Raw genomic sequence first — 13601 nt, 5'->3', positions numbered from 1 at the left:
GGCACGCCCCGCGCGCGGCGTTGCTGGGCGCGTTGGCGCTGGCCAGCGCAACCTGGGTCGGCGGCAGCCGCTGGCTGGCGCCCACGCCGCAAGCGTATCCGGAGCTGACCGATATCTTCGTCCATAACATGCACGGCGCGATGGCCGACTTGTCCGACTTTCGCGGCAAGCCTACCGTGATCAACCTGTGGGCCAGCTGGTGCCCGCCCTGCCGGCGCGAGATGCCCGCCTTTGCCGCCGCGCAAGCCGCCAATCCAGACATCAACTTCGTCTTTCTGAACCAGGCCGAGGCCAAGCCAGAGGTGACGCAGTTCTTGAAAGACCATGCGCCGACGTTGCGTAACGTGCTGATCGACCCCGGCGCCCACGCGGCGCGCGAATTCAGCAACCGCGGGCTGCCCGCCACCCTGTTCGTGGACGCCCAGGGGCGCGTGATCGATGTGCGCGTGGGCGAACTGTCGGCCGCATCACTGGCGCAGCGGGTAGAGGCGACGCGGGCCGCAAGCGCGCGAGCCGCCGATGTGCCTGGCGCGGGGGACTAAATGCCTACAGCGCCCCCCAGGGCAGCGCGCGTCCGGCGGTCGTGCGCTCGAACAGCCGCAGACGCTGGCCGATATGCGTCGGGCTGTCTTGCAGGCGCAGCACCAACACCGGCCCGTCGGGCAACGCACGCGCCGTCCCGATAATGGCGACGGCGGTGTCCGCACCCTGCCCGGCGCTTTGCAACGTCGTCCAGGCCAGCAGCTGGCCCTCATTCACCGCCACCGCCTGGGCGCCGTCGTGGCCGCACGCCGGGCACCACAGGCGGGCGGGATAGACGCGATGGCCGCAAGCGCGGCATTCGTACACATACAGGCTCATGATTCCTCCCGGCTCAACACGGCGGCGTTGGCGCACATGCCGTAGCGCAGCTGCACCATGCCGTAGCCGGTGACGACGCCATGCCGTGCGCCCGGCAATTGGCGTGCGCCCGCCTGGCCCAGCAGTTGCCGCGCCACTTCAACCACGCCGTGCATGCCGCCCGCCGTGCCGGCCTGCCCGGCCGATAACTGCCCGCCCGCCGTATTCACGGGTAGCCCGCGCGTGGCGATACGGCGAGTGATGAACCCGGGCAAGTCGTTTGCGTCGGCATAACCCAGGTCGCAAAGCTGCGCCACGGCCATCGCCGGATAGTCGTCGTACACGCTGACCACGTCCATGTCTTCGGGGCCCATTCCCGCCTCTTGCCACAGCCCGTCGGCCAGCTCGGCCACGCCGGTTTGCAGGCCGTCGCCTTCCTGCTGGTCGTGGTTGTAGCGCGCCCCGCTGGACAGCAGCCGCACATGTACACCCGTCGGCCGCGCCTGCAAGACCAGGGCGTTGGCCCCGCTGACAACCGGCACGCAATCCAGCCGGCCCAACGGTGGCGCCACCATCGGCGCATCCAGGTACTGCGCCAGCGTCAACGGCGCGCGATAGGCAGCGTTGAGGTTGTCGGCGGCCCAGGCGCGCTGCGCGACGCACAGCGCGCCGTAGTCTTCGCGGCGCAGCCCCGTTTGGGCCATCTGCCGCTGGGTCAGCATTGCGAACAAGGGATTCGGACCCTGGCAACCCAGCGGGCTGAGATAGTCCTGCGCGCTGCGGTTATATCCGCGCACCAACTGCGCGAAGTCCGCGCCGGTGAAGTGGTCACCGGACACCAACACGATGGTTTGCGCCTGCCCCGCTTGCAGTGCCAGCCACGCCTGCCGCAGCAGGTTGATGGCGCTGGCGCCGCCCAGTTCGTCCTGCATGCACCAGTTAAGCCGCAGCCCCAGCTGCCAAGCCAGGTCGATGGCGCGGTCGGGCCGCAGTGTGAACGACGCCACGCCCAGGCCGTCCACCTGCGCGGGCGTCAGGCCCGCGTGGCGCAGAGCCTGACCGATGGCCTGCGCCATCAAGCCGGCCGTGGTGCAGCCCGGCTCGGGATGGCGCAACGCCGGGGTTTCACCGACCGCGACAATGCCGGGGCCGGCCGAACGAACCGGGTTCATTCCGTGTCCTGCTTCGGGGGATTACGGGTCAACAGCAAGGTCACTACCGTAATGGCCGCCATGCCCACCAGGAACCACGCGACCGGGGTGGCCGATTCATACTTGCGCAGCAGCGCCATGGCAATCAACGGCGACAGGCCGCCGGCAAACACCGACGCCAGCTCATGCCCCAGCGCCAGCCCGGTGTAGCGCACTTCCGCCGGAAACAGCTCGGCAAAATACGCGGGCTGCGTGCCGATCATGGCAGCGTGGCACACCGTGTTGCCCAGGAAGAACGCCAGGAAAATCCACAGCGGCTCTTTGGTTTGCACCATCCAGAAGAAGGGAAACGCCACCAGCACCAGGCCGACGGACCCGATCAGGTACACCGCGCGCCGCCCGATCCTGTCGGACAGATGACCGAACCACACCAGCGTGCCCAGTTCGATGAACATGGACGCCAGCACGCCCCCCAGCATTACGTCATTCGATATGCCCAGAAACTTGCCATAGGCCAGCGCAAAAGCCAGGAAAATATACGAACCGCCGTTTTCCGCCACGCGCAGACCCATCGCCGTCAGTACTTGACGCGGATAGCGGCGAAACACCTCCACGGCCGGCATGCCGCGCTTGGCCGTTTTTTTGGCCTGCACAAATTCCTCGCTTTCCGGAATGTGCTTGCGGATGTACAGCCCTACGCCAAAGATCAGCACGCTAAGCAGGAACGGCAAGCGCCAGCCCCAGCTCATGAACATGTCCTTGGGCAATTGCTGAGCCAGCATGAAAATGCCCGACGACAGCACGAAGCCGCCGGCCACGCCCAATTGGCTGAACGATGAAAAGTAGCCGCGCCGCTTGCCGCCCACGGCTTCGCTGATGAGCAGCACGCCGCCGCCCCATTCGCCGCCCGCCGCCGCGCCCTGCAACACGCGCAGCACCACCATCGCCACCGGCGCCCAGAAGCCGATCTGCTCGTACGTGGGCAGCAGGCCGATCAGGAACGTGGCCGCGCCCATCAGGCCCAGCGTCCATTCCAACGCCAGCTTGCGGCCGTAGCGGTCGCCGATGTGGCCGAAGATCACGCCGCCCAACGGGCGGGCCAGAAAGCCCACCGCAAAGCCTGCGAACGCGCCCATGGTGCCCAGCAAGGGGTCGGTGCCCTTGGGGAAGAACAGGTCGCCGAACACCAGCGCGGCGGCTGTGCCGTAGATGAAAAAGTCGTACCACTCCATCGCGTTGCCCGCGACGGATGCCGCCACGACGCGCCGGGTTCGCTTGCGCTTTGCTTCGTCGTCGGCGGACAGCGCCGCCCCCTTGTATGCCATTGTCATTGCCGCCCCTTGGATTTTTGAATGGAGGGATGGCGCGTCAGCGCGCCACGCGATAACCGGCCGCGTCCCTGTCCCAGGTGTCGCCGGTAATACCTTCTTCCCGCAAACGGAACTTGCGGACCTTGCCGTTCTCGGTGCGCGGCAGATCGTCCAGCACGCGCAGGTAGCGCGGTACGGCGAAATACGGCATGCGGGGCTGGCAGAAATCAAGCAGGCCTTGGGGCGTGGGCGCGTGGCCGGTCTTGTAGACCAGCGCGGCCATCACTTCGTCCTCGGCCAGTTCGGAACGCACCGCATACACCGCCGCCGTGGCCACGGCGGGGTGCGACAGCAGCACCTGTTCCACTTCGTACGACGAAATGTTCTCGCCCCGGCGGCGGATGGCGTCTTTCATGCGGTCAAGAAAGCGGAAATAGCCATCGGCATCGCGCACGACACGATCGCCCGTGTGAAACCACAGGTTGCGCCAAGCCTCGACCGTCTTGTCGGGCATGCCGAAATAGCCGGTGGCAATCGCAAATGGCGGACGCGCGCGCAGCAGCAGTTCGCCAGGTTCGCCGTCCGGCACCGGCGCGTCGTGTTCATCGGCGACGATGGCGTCGAACTCAGGCGCCACGCGGCCCATCGTGCCCGGGCGTTGATCAGCCAACACGCCGCCCAACGCAAAGTTGGTTTCCGTGGACCCGTAGCCTTCCAGCAGCGCCATCCCGGTGCGCTGGGCGAATACGGCATGAAAACGTTCGGGTACGCCAGGCGCCAAGGCAATGCGCGTGCGGTGCCCGCGTTCGGACGGGCGGGATTCTTGCGCCAGCAACATCGGCACCATCGCGCCCAACAGATACGTGACGGTGGCGCCCGTGGCTTGCAGGCGGTCGAAATAGCGGCTGGCCGAAAACCGTTCGTCGCAGATGATGGATGCCCCGGTCACCAACGCCTGGAAGCAGGCGTTAAGGGCGTTGGTGTGAAACAGCGGCAGGCTGGTGTAGAGCACGTCGGCGTCCGAGATTTCCAGATTGCGCGCGGCGATCTTGCCCCACCAATAGAACTGCGCGTGCGGGCAGCACACGCCCTTGGACGGCCCGGACGTACCCGAGGTGTACAGAATGGCCAGCATGTCGCCCGGCTGGATGGCGGCGGCGGGCAATGGCGGCGCGTCGGCGTGCGGGGCCGGCGGCGGCGCGCTGGCGGGTACGGGCAATGGGCAATCCGGGTCGGCCGGGTCCAGCAACCAGATCGCGCGCAGGGCCGGCGGCGCATGGTGCGAGGCTGGCTGCCCGGCCGGCGTGTCCTGCGGTGGATGCGCGTCGTGCCTTGATTGCACCGGTTGCACCGGTTGCACGGGTTGTGCCGGCTGCCCTGCTTGCGACAGCGACGCCAGCGCCGCCACGGCCGGACAGGATGCCGCGTCCGCCACCAACAACACGCAAGCGCTGTTGCTCAGCATGTGCCGCAACTGCATGCCGCGCGACGCGGTGTTGATGGGCACCACCACCGCACCCAGCCAGCCGCAACCCAGCACCACCGACAGGAATTCATGACGGTTGCCGGCCATGAGCCCCACGCGATCACCGCGCTTGACACCCGCGGCAGCCAGCCGCGCGGCCCAGCTTGCCGCATGCGCCGGCGCATCGCCAAACCGCAACGCACCGCCCGGCGCCTGCACCCACAGGCGGTCTCCCAGGCGGGCCGCCTGTTCCATCAACAACGACGGTAATGTCAACGCATGCATGACGACGTTTCCCCGGTTGCAGTCTTGTGTCGTGTAGCGGCCGCATAAGGCTTGTAAGCACATCGCGGCCGGTGTGTAGCGTGAAATTAGTCTAGGAATCAACTATTTATGTGTCAAATTTATGAGTATTATTTATCTTATAAATACGACTGATACCAGGGGCATGCGTGGACTTCGACTTGAATCTCATGCGGGTTTTCCTGACCGTGCTGCACGAGCGCAGCGTCACCCGCGCGGCGCAACGGCTGAACCTGACACAGCCCGCGGTCAGCTACGCGCTGGCCCGATTGCGCGAACAGTTTGACGACCCGCTATTCGTGCGCACCGCCACCGGCATGCAACCCACGCCGGTGGCGTTTGCGTTGGCCGCCCCCATCGAACGCGGCATGAACAGCTTTGCCGAGGCGGTCAGCCTGCGCCAGCAGTTCACCCCCGCCACCAGTACGCGACGGTTTCGGCTGTCGATGTCGGACATCGGTGAAATGGTGTTTTTGCCGCCGCTGATGGAACGCGTGCACGCCTTGGCGCCGCGCTTGCGGGTCGAGGTGCTTGAGGTTCCGCTGGAACAATTGCCGCAGGCACTGAAGGAAGGCCAGGTGGACTTGGCCATTGGCAACCTGGCCGGGTTGGCGCGCCATACCTGTCACGCCGACCTGTTCAGTGAACGTTATGCCTGCATGGGGCGGCGCGGCCATCCCGTGCTGTCGGTGGGCTTGACGCGCGGGCAGTTCAAGCGGCTGGATCACATCCTGGTGGCCTCGCGCGCGAGTGCACACCGGCTGCTGGATGACGTGCTGGGCGAAGCCGGCCTGCAACGCCAGCCATACCTGACGCTGCCGCATTTCTCGGCCGCCGCCGAGATCGTGCGACGCACCGATCTGACCGTGACGCTGCCGCATCGCGCCGCGCTGTGGTTCAACCGCGACAAGGCGTTTGAGATCCGGCCGCTGCCCATCGCGCTGCCGCCCTTGTCGGTCACCGTGCACTGGCATGCGCGCTTCGAGAGCGACCCGGGCACCATGTGGCTGCGCCGGCAGGTCGAGGCCACGCTGGCGGATGCGTCGCCGAACGCTGCCTAGAGAGGCCGCGCCTGATCTGCTCGAAGTGCGCAACAGACTCTGGCAAGGACGGGGATAGATCGACAGGATTCACGCCACTAGACTGGCCGCTTCCTTACCCCACCCTGCGAGCCGCAATGACCCTCTTCCCTTTCGCACGCCGCCTGCTACAGACCGCCGCGCTGGCGCTGTTGATCGCCCCTGTGCTAAACGCCCCCGCCCGCGCGGCCGGCACCGACTTGACGTTGACCCATTTCAACCCCGGCAACGACGCCATCTTTCCGGTGTCTTCCGTGCTGGTCGCCGGCCAGCGCGATGCCATTTTGATTGATGCGCAATTTGGCAAGTCGCAAGCGGAAAAGGTCGTCGCAATGGTGCGTGACAGCGGCAAGACGCTGACCACCATCTACATCAGCCACGGGGATCCTGACTTCTACTTTGGCCTGGACACCGTGTTGGCTGCCTTTCCGGGCGTGCGCGTGGTCGCCACTGAGCCGACCGTGCGGCACATCAAGGAAACCGTTGACGGCAAATTGGCGTTCTGGGGTCCCAAGCTGGGCGCGGATGCGCCGGCCAAGGCCGTGATCCCGCAGGTGCTGGCCGGCAACTCACTCACGCTGGAAGGCCATCAGCTTGAAATCACCGGCCTGGACGGCGCACAGCCTGACCGCAGCTATGTGTGGATTCCGTCGCTAAAGGCAGTGGTGGGCGGCGTGGTGGTGTTCGGCAATCTGCACGTGTGGATGGCCGACACGCAGACGCCGCAGTCGCATAAAGACTGGCTGGCCACGCTGCAACACATCGAAGCGTTGAAGCCGGTCACGGTCATTCCCGGCCACTACGCCCCCGGCGCGCCGCTGACGGTGAAATCGGCGCAGTACACGCAGGGCTATATCCGCGCCTTTGACGCGCAAACCGCCAAGGCCGCCGACAGCGCGGCGCTGATCGCGGCGATGAAGGCGCAATACCCGCAAGCGGGCGGCGCGGCGTCGCTGGAACTGAGCGCCAAGGTCGCCAAGGGCGAAATGAAATGGTAGGCGGGCGCAGGGCAAGCAGCCCCCGGTGACGACGCGGCAGAAGCGTCGCCACCGCGGCATTGCCCCAACCGCGTGGCCACGGCGACGAAGCCCAGGCTACGCGGTCACTGAAAGTGGCTGCAAAACCCGTGCCCCCATCCCGCGCAGCGGGCCTCAGCCCATCGCCGCCAGCATCAAGTCCAGGTTCTGCACCGCCGCGCCGGATGCGCCCTTGCCCAGGTTGTCGAACACGGCGGCCAACAACACTTGCCCATGCTGCGCGTTGCCATAGACGGCCAGCCGCAGGTCGTTGGTGCCGTTCAGCGCTTGCGGATCCAAATTCGTATGGGTGGCGGCGTCGTGCGGCGCCACCACTTGCACGTGCGTCGTGCCCGCGTAGTGCTGTTGCAAGGCGTCATGCAGCTGGGCGATGGTGACGCGGGCCGGCAGCATCCGTAGTTGCAGCGGAATCGTCAGCACTATGCCCTGGCGGAACGCGCCATAAGCGGGCACGAACACGGGCCGCTGCGTCAGCCCGGCATGCGCTTCGATTTCGGGCGTGTGCTTGTGCGCCAGCCCCAGGCCGTACAGCTGGAATGCGGGCTGCGACGCCGCATCGGCGCCTTCGTACGCCTCCACACTGGCGCGGCCGCCGCCCGAATAGCCCGACACGGCGTGCACCACCGCCGGATAGTCGGCAGGCACCAACCCCGCCTGGATCAGCGGCCGCAGCAAGGCGATGGCGCCCGTGGGATAGCACCCGGGGTTGCTGACCCGCTTGGCCCGCGCGATGGCGTCGGCCTGCCCCGCGGCCATTTCCGGAAAGCCATAGACCCAGCCCGGCGCCGTGCGATGCGCCGAACTGGCGTCGATGATGCGCACGGCGGGGTTCACCACGGACGCCGCCGCCTGGCGCGCCGGCTCGTCCGGCAGGCACAGGATGGCCACGTCGCTGGCGTTGATGGCTTCGGCGCGGCGGGCAGCGTCTTTGCGCTCGGCGGCCGGCAACGTCAGCAGGCGCAGATCGGTGCGGCCATTCAAGCGTTCATGGATTTGCAGGCCGGTCGTGCCTTGGTCGCCATCGATAAAGACTAGGGGTTGGGTCATGGCTGCTCCGTCAGGAAAAGGAATGGGGGTCTGGATGCAAGCCGTATCATCGAGCCGCGCAGTGCATAAGAAAAGTCGAATATCATGACCGTCAAATTCATCTTTTCTGAATGATCCTTTTCCCGGATGACTGCCCCATGCGTGAAATCAGCCTTGACCGCCTGCGCACCCTGGTTGCCATCGCCGACCTGGGTTCCTTCGCCGAGGCGGCGCGTGCGTTGCACCTGGCGCCGCCCACCGTCAGCCTGCACGTGGCCGACCTGGAAGCCCGCGTGGGCGCGCCGCTGCTGACGCGCAAGCGCGGCCAGGTGCGCGCCACCGCCATCGGCGACACGCTGCTGGAACGCGCGCGCCGCCTGCTGGCCGAAGCCGATCAGGCACTGGATGACGTGCAGCGCCAGGTGCAGGGCTTGTCCGGCCGCGTGCGGCTGGGCGCGTCCACCGGCGCCATCGCGCATCTGCTGCCGCAAGCGCTGGAAACCCTGGGCAAGCACCACCCCGGCATCGACGTGCAGGTGGCGGTGCTGACGTCGCAGGAAACCTTGCAGCGTTTAAACGATGGCAGCCTGGACGTGGGCCTGGTGGCCTTGCCGCAACCGCCTATCGACGGCTTGGTGATCAAGCCGTGGCGGCGTGATCCCGTCATGGCGTTTCTGCCGGCCGGCTGGGCCGCGCCGGCACGGGTCACCCCAGCCTGGCTGGCCAACCGCCCGCTGATCCTGAACGACGCGACCACGCGGCTATCGCGCCAGACGGGTGAATGGTTTGCCGCGGCCGGGCTGAACCCGCGCGCGCGCATCCAGCTTAATTACAACGACGCCATCAAGAGCCTGGTGGCGGCAGGCTATGGCGCAACGCTGCTGCCGCACGAAGCCACCGCGCCGCAATCAGACGCGCGCATCATCATGCGCGCGTTGCGCCCGGCATTGTGGCGGCCGCTGGGCATTGCGCACCGGGCCGAAAAAGTGGAACGGTCGACCCAGCATGTGCTGGACGTGCTGTGGCGGCTGCGGGCGGCTGACGGCGGGTAGCGAAGAAACGTGTCTGAAGACACGACGCGCGCGTCTTCAGAAAGCGGGTCTGAAAGCAGGACGCGCGCGTCTTCAGAAAGCGGGTCTGAAAGCAGGACGCGCGCGTCTTCAGGAAGCGGGTCTGAAAACCGGAAACGCATCGGAAAGCAGGAAGCACGGCGGCGGTCAGGAAGCACGGCGGAAATATGCCGTTCGCTGCGTTTCATCGCGCAGCCGTTGAGCCCGCGCGCGGAACAGGTCGCGCCGGCCCACCAAGCCCAGCAAGCGATGGCTGGCGCGGTCGACGATCGGCACACGCCCAACCCCGGACAGCGCCATGCGGTCGGCGATGCGGCCGGCCAGTTCGTCGGGATAGCCCAGCACCGGTTCGCGGCCAGCCAGCGCTTGCGCCAGCGTGCGCGTGTCCTCGGTTTCACCCAGCGCCCACGCCAGCGAATCCGCGCGAGTCGCCGTGCCCACCACCACGCCCTCGTCGTCCACCACCGGGTAGCTGGTATGCACGTGTCCCAGCGTCGTGAAATGGGCAATGGCCTGCGCCACCGTCATGCTTGCTGCGAAGGACTCAACGGGATGCGTCATCACCGCTTCGGCACGCAGCAGTTCGAAGGGATCCACATGGTATTCACGGCTGACGTGATGCCCGCGCCGCGCGATTTTCTCGGTCAGGATGGACCGCTTCAACAGCAGCACCGTCATGCCGTAGGCGAACACGCAGGCTGCCAGCACGGGCAGCAGCGCGCTCAGGTTGCCGGTAAGTTCGACGGCGAACAGCGTCGCGGTTAGCGGTGCGCGCATGGTGCCGCCCATCATGGCCGCCATGCCCACCAGCGCCCAGAAGCCGGGATCGGCCTGAGGCAGCCACGGCGTGGCCAGCGCGCCCAGCGCCCCACCAAAAATCAGCAAGGGCGCCAGCACCCCGCCCGAGGTGCCCGCCCCCAGCGCGATGGACCAGATCGCCACCTTGACCACCAGTAGCACCAGCACGGCCTGCAACGCCAGATCGCCCGCCAGCAGGTGGCGGATGTTGTCATAGCCCACGCCCAGCGCCGCCGGGTCGATCAGGCCACCGATGCCGATGGCCAGCCCGCCAAACGCGGGCCACCACATCCAATGCAAGGGCAGTTTTTCAAACAGGTCCTCGGCCGCGTACACCAAGGACGTCAGCACGCCCGAGCCCAGGCCGGCCAGCACCCCCACCGCCGCGCACGCCAACAGGTGACCTGGCGTAAAGGACAAGGCGCCGGCATACGCGAAGATGGGCCCGGCATCCAGGATGAAGGCGCGCGCGGCGGCGGCCACCAGCGCCGCCACCGCCACGGGCAGGAAGCTGCGCGGCTTCCACTCGAACAGCAGCAATTCCACCGCCAACAGAATGGCGGCCAGCGGCGTGGCGAAGATGGCCGTCATGCCGGCGGCGGCGCCCGCCACCAGCAAGGTCTTGCGCTCGCCGTCGTCCAGGTGGATCGTTTGCGCCAGCAGCGACCCGATGGCGCCGCCCGTCATGATGATGGGCCCTTCCGCGCCGAACGGCCCGCCGGTACCGATCGACACGGCCGACGACACCGGTTTCAGCACCGCCACCTTGGGCTGGATGCGGCTCTTGCCGATCAATATGGCTTCCATCGCTTCGGGAATGCCGTGGCCGCGAATCTTCTCGGAGCCGTACCGCGCCATCAAGCCGATGATCAGGCAGCCCACGACCGGGATGGCAACGGACGCCCATCCCAGCGCACCGGTCGTGATGGGCTGGTCAACAAAGGAAAACTGGCCGTGGTAGGCCAGGTTGGTACACAGCGCGATCAGCCGCAGCAAGGCCCAGGCGGCCAACACGCTGGCCAGGCCCACGGGCACGGCCAACGCCATCAGCATCACCACGCGACGGTCGGTGGTGAAGTCGCCCAGCCGATGAGCGTGCGGGGATGCGCCGGATTTTGACTGGATAGACGACGGGGACGCAGGCAATGCCGGGGATAGCGAGGCCGTGGGCGATGTGGCGGACGTGCGCGATGCGGGGGACTCGGACAATGGGGAAACAGGCGTTGAAGACATGGGATTGCCAGGACGGTTTGATTTGCTTATTTATATCGTATCACGACATATATTAGAATTGCCCTTGTGAAAACGTCTCCGTCCCCCACTCCGCTGTCCCCCGCCGACTACGAGCTGTTGGCTGACTTTCGCTACGCGCTGCGCACGTTCGCCGCGTTCAGCGAAAGCGCCGCCGCCGAATTGGCGCTGACGCCGCAGCAGCACCAAACCCTGCTGGCCATCAAGGGCACGCGCAAAAGCGCGCCCGACCGGCGCGGCCTGTATGTCGGCGAGATCGCCGATCGGCTGTTGATCCGGCCGCACACGGCGGCCGAGCTGGTCGGCCGCCTGGCGCGTCTGGACCTGGTCAGCCGCGAGGCCGACCCCGAAGACGGCCGCCGGGTAGAAGTGGTGCTGACGCCCAAGGCCGAACGCGTGCTGGAAAGCCTGTCGGCCTCGCATCTGGAAGAATTGCGCGCGATGCGGCCCTTGCTGGGTCGCCTGCTGGCGCGCATCGGCGACGACACGGCCTGAGGGGCGCCTTGGGACGAGCGCGCATCCTGCGCCGCCCCGGCCCCCTCCGCCCGCGCATAAGTTCATAACCGACCCACACCGCGCCGCGTGATAAATTGTCGTCCCGCGACATATTTCAAGCACGCGAGGAGATCGTTTTGGGTGTGGCATTAAAGCGCTGGCTGAGCGCATTCGCGCCAGCGCCGGTAGGCGTTAACGGGCGCGAAAAGCTGGTGGGCGTGCTGGGCGCGCTGGTCGGACTGTTCTGCACGGAATGGGTGGGGCGGCATGCGCTGGGCGCGGCCAGCCCCTGGTTCATCGCCCCCATGGGCGCATCGGCCGTGCTGCTGTTTGCCGCGCCGGCCAGCCCGCTGGCGCAGCCCTGGTCCATCATGGCGGGCAACCTGGTGTCGGCGCTGATCGGCGTGTTCTGCGCACAGATGATCCCCGTGCCGGGCGTGGCGGCCGCCGTGGCGGTGGCCTTGTCCATCGGCGCCATGTTCAGCCTGCGCTGCCTGCATCCGCCCAGCGGGGCGGTGGCGTTGACGGCCGTGCTGGGCGGGCCGTCGGTGGCCAGCCTGGGCTATGGTTTTGCCCTGTGGCCCGTGGGCTTGAATTCACTGATCCTGCTGTGCATCGCCGTGGCGTTCAACGGCGCCTTCAAGCGCAACTACCCGCGCCGCCACGCCGACCCCGCGCAAAGCCATCACACGCGCGATGCCGCGCCCAGCACCCGCCTGGGCTTTTCCCGCGCCGACCTGGACGAGGCCCTGGCGCAGCGCGGCGAATTGCTGGACATCAGCAAGGAAGACCTGGAAGACATCGTGCTGGCCGCCGAGCTGCGCGCCAGCGTGCGCCGCTTTGGCGACGTTTCGTGCGCGGACATCATGTCGCGCGATGTCGTCACCGTGCAAGAGCACGCCCCGCTTGACCACGCCGTGCGCTTGTTCGACAAGCACCGGCTGCAAGCCTTGCCGGTGCTGGACGCCGCCGGTCGTTACGCGGGCATGGTGGCGCAGGCCGATGTGCTGGCGCGCAAGACGCGTCCGCTGGCCGCCATGCCGGACGGCACGCCGCCTCAAGAATTGCTGGTAGCCGATTGCATGCGCAGCGAAGTGCCCTTCGCCACGCCCGGCCTGCCCGTAATTGAGCTGGCCCGCCCGATGTCGGACAGCGTGCACTGCGTGCCGGTGCTGGACGGCTCGCGCAACTTGCAGGGGCTGGTGACGCAGTCGGACCTGGTGGCGGCGCTGTATCAAATAGCGGTGTCGGCCAGTTCGCAGGCCGAATCCGGCGACCATGCCCCCCAGCGCGCGGCCTGACGCCTCCGAAGCCATCGCCCGCGAAGCCATCGTCCCAAAACCGCCGCCTTCGTTACCCGCGCCTTCGCCCCCCCCCGCCTCCGTAACCCTACGGATGTCGGGGCGCGCTTGCCGCAAGGCATAATTTCACGCGTGAATCCCCTATCGCGCACCCGCGCCCTCCTCTGTTGGTTGGTTTTGTTCTTGCTGGGCGCCGCCTGGATCGCCCGCCAGGAATACCTGGACCAGCACGACCGCTTCTTTCAAGGCACCAGCATCGCCCAGCGCATGCTCAGCCAGAAGACCGTGCAGCACGAGGCCGTGCTGGCCACGCTGACGGCCCTGTCGCATCCCCCCACGCCCGAACGTCTGTACCCCAGCCTGCACCCTGCCATGCCGCAGTTGCTGGGCTTGGGCTATCTGGCCGACGGCGCGTGGGCCGGCAGCCTGCCGCCGCCGCCCGATCTGTCCGCGGCCGTGGCCCGCGCCGCGCGGC

The 13601-nt window shown here is 67.2% G+C and carries 12 protein-coding genes and 1 pseudogene; 7 read left to right on the top strand and 6 right to left on the bottom strand.

What is annotated here, in order from left to right; genetic code table 11:
• Nucleotides 1-542: TlpA family protein disulfide reductase (locus tag ACNPP0_RS15565; protein WP_448706385.1), on the top strand; the 542-nt coding region annotated here is incomplete at its 5' end.
• Nucleotides 543-546: 4 nt separating this feature from the next.
• Here the strand turns inward: ACNPP0_RS15565 and ACNPP0_RS15560 are convergent.
• Genes ACNPP0_RS15560 through ACNPP0_RS15545 form a run of 4 tightly spaced genes read right to left on the bottom strand, consistent with a single transcriptional unit; the run spans nt 547 to nt 5051 of the window.
• The gene (locus ACNPP0_RS15560; protein ID WP_448706384.1) at nt 547-861 is read right to left on the bottom strand and encodes a Zn-ribbon domain-containing OB-fold protein; all 315 of its coding nucleotides are present in this window, start codon (nt 859-861) and stop codon (nt 547-549) included.
• Complete coding sequence (locus ACNPP0_RS15555) at nt 858-2012, bottom strand: thiolase family protein (RefSeq protein ID WP_448706383.1); 1155 nt, start codon at nt 2010-2012, stop codon at nt 858-860. The genes ACNPP0_RS15560 and ACNPP0_RS15555 overlap by 4 nt, the downstream gene beginning before the upstream one ends.
• Nucleotides 2009-3322, bottom strand: a complete 1314-nt coding sequence (locus ACNPP0_RS15550) for an MFS transporter (protein WP_448706382.1) — start codon at nt 3320-3322, stop codon at nt 2009-2011. Before ACNPP0_RS15550 ends, ACNPP0_RS15555 begins: the two co-directional genes overlap by 4 nt.
• 37 nt (nt 3323-3359) lie before the next feature.
• The gene (locus ACNPP0_RS15545; RefSeq protein ID WP_448706381.1) at nt 3360-5051 is read right to left on the bottom strand and encodes an AMP-binding protein; all 1692 of its coding nucleotides are present in this window, start codon (nt 5049-5051) and stop codon (nt 3360-3362) included.
• A gap of 167 nt (nt 5052-5218) precedes the next feature.
• On the opposite strand from ACNPP0_RS15545, the gene ACNPP0_RS15540 reads away from it, so the two are divergent.
• Both ACNPP0_RS15540 and ACNPP0_RS15535 read left to right on the top strand, forming a co-directional pair.
• Entirely contained in the window at nt 5219-6130 is a 912-nt protein-coding gene (locus ACNPP0_RS15540; protein ID WP_448706380.1) for a LysR family transcriptional regulator, read from the top strand.
• A 116-nt stretch (nt 6131-6246) separates the two neighbouring features.
• Nucleotides 6247-7146: an MBL fold metallo-hydrolase gene (locus ACNPP0_RS15535; RefSeq protein ID WP_448706379.1), complete on the top strand. Its 900-nt coding sequence runs from the start codon at nt 6247-6249 to the stop codon at nt 7144-7146.
• A 153-nt stretch (nt 7147-7299) separates the two neighbouring features.
• On the opposite strand, the gene argC is transcribed toward ACNPP0_RS15535, so the two are convergent.
• Nucleotides 7300-8232, bottom strand: a complete 933-nt coding sequence (gene argC / locus ACNPP0_RS15530; protein WP_448706378.1) for an N-acetyl-gamma-glutamyl-phosphate reductase — start codon at nt 8230-8232, stop codon at nt 7300-7302.
• Nucleotides 8233-8369: 137 nt separating this feature from the next.
• Between argC and ACNPP0_RS15525 the strand changes: the two genes are divergently transcribed.
• Complete coding sequence (locus ACNPP0_RS15525) at nt 8370-9263, top strand: LysR family transcriptional regulator (RefSeq protein ID WP_448706377.1); 894 nt, start codon at nt 8370-8372, stop codon at nt 9261-9263.
• A 165-nt stretch (nt 9264-9428) separates the two neighbouring features.
• On the opposite strand, the gene ACNPP0_RS15520 is transcribed toward ACNPP0_RS15525, so the two are convergent.
• Entirely contained in the window at nt 9429-11132 is a 1704-nt protein-coding gene (locus ACNPP0_RS15520) for a chloride channel protein (RefSeq protein WP_448706386.1), read from the bottom strand.
• Nucleotides 11133-11378: 246 nt separating this feature from the next.
• On the opposite strand from ACNPP0_RS15520, the gene ACNPP0_RS15515 reads away from it, so the two are divergent.
• From ACNPP0_RS15515 to ACNPP0_RS15505, 3 genes and pseudogenes are all read left to right on the top strand, one after another.
• Complete coding sequence (locus ACNPP0_RS15515; RefSeq protein WP_332608301.1) at nt 11379-11825, top strand: MarR family winged helix-turn-helix transcriptional regulator; 447 nt, start codon at nt 11379-11381, stop codon at nt 11823-11825.
• A 137-nt stretch (nt 11826-11962) separates the two neighbouring features.
• Nucleotides 11963-13126 carry an HPP family protein gene (locus ACNPP0_RS15510; protein WP_332608302.1) on the top strand — a complete coding sequence of 388 codons (1164 nt, stop codon included), beginning with the start codon at nt 11963-11965 and terminating at the stop codon, nt 13124-13126.
• Nucleotides 13127-13309: 183 nt separating this feature from the next.
• Nucleotides 13310-13601 (top strand): annotated as a pseudogene (locus ACNPP0_RS15505) (sensor histidine kinase); the annotation flags it as partial.

It is taken from the genome of Achromobacter semiaridum, assembly GCF_053543755.1.
The sequence above is the reverse complement of the archived record's forward strand: the minus strand, read 5'-3'. Positions and strand labels throughout refer to the sequence as shown.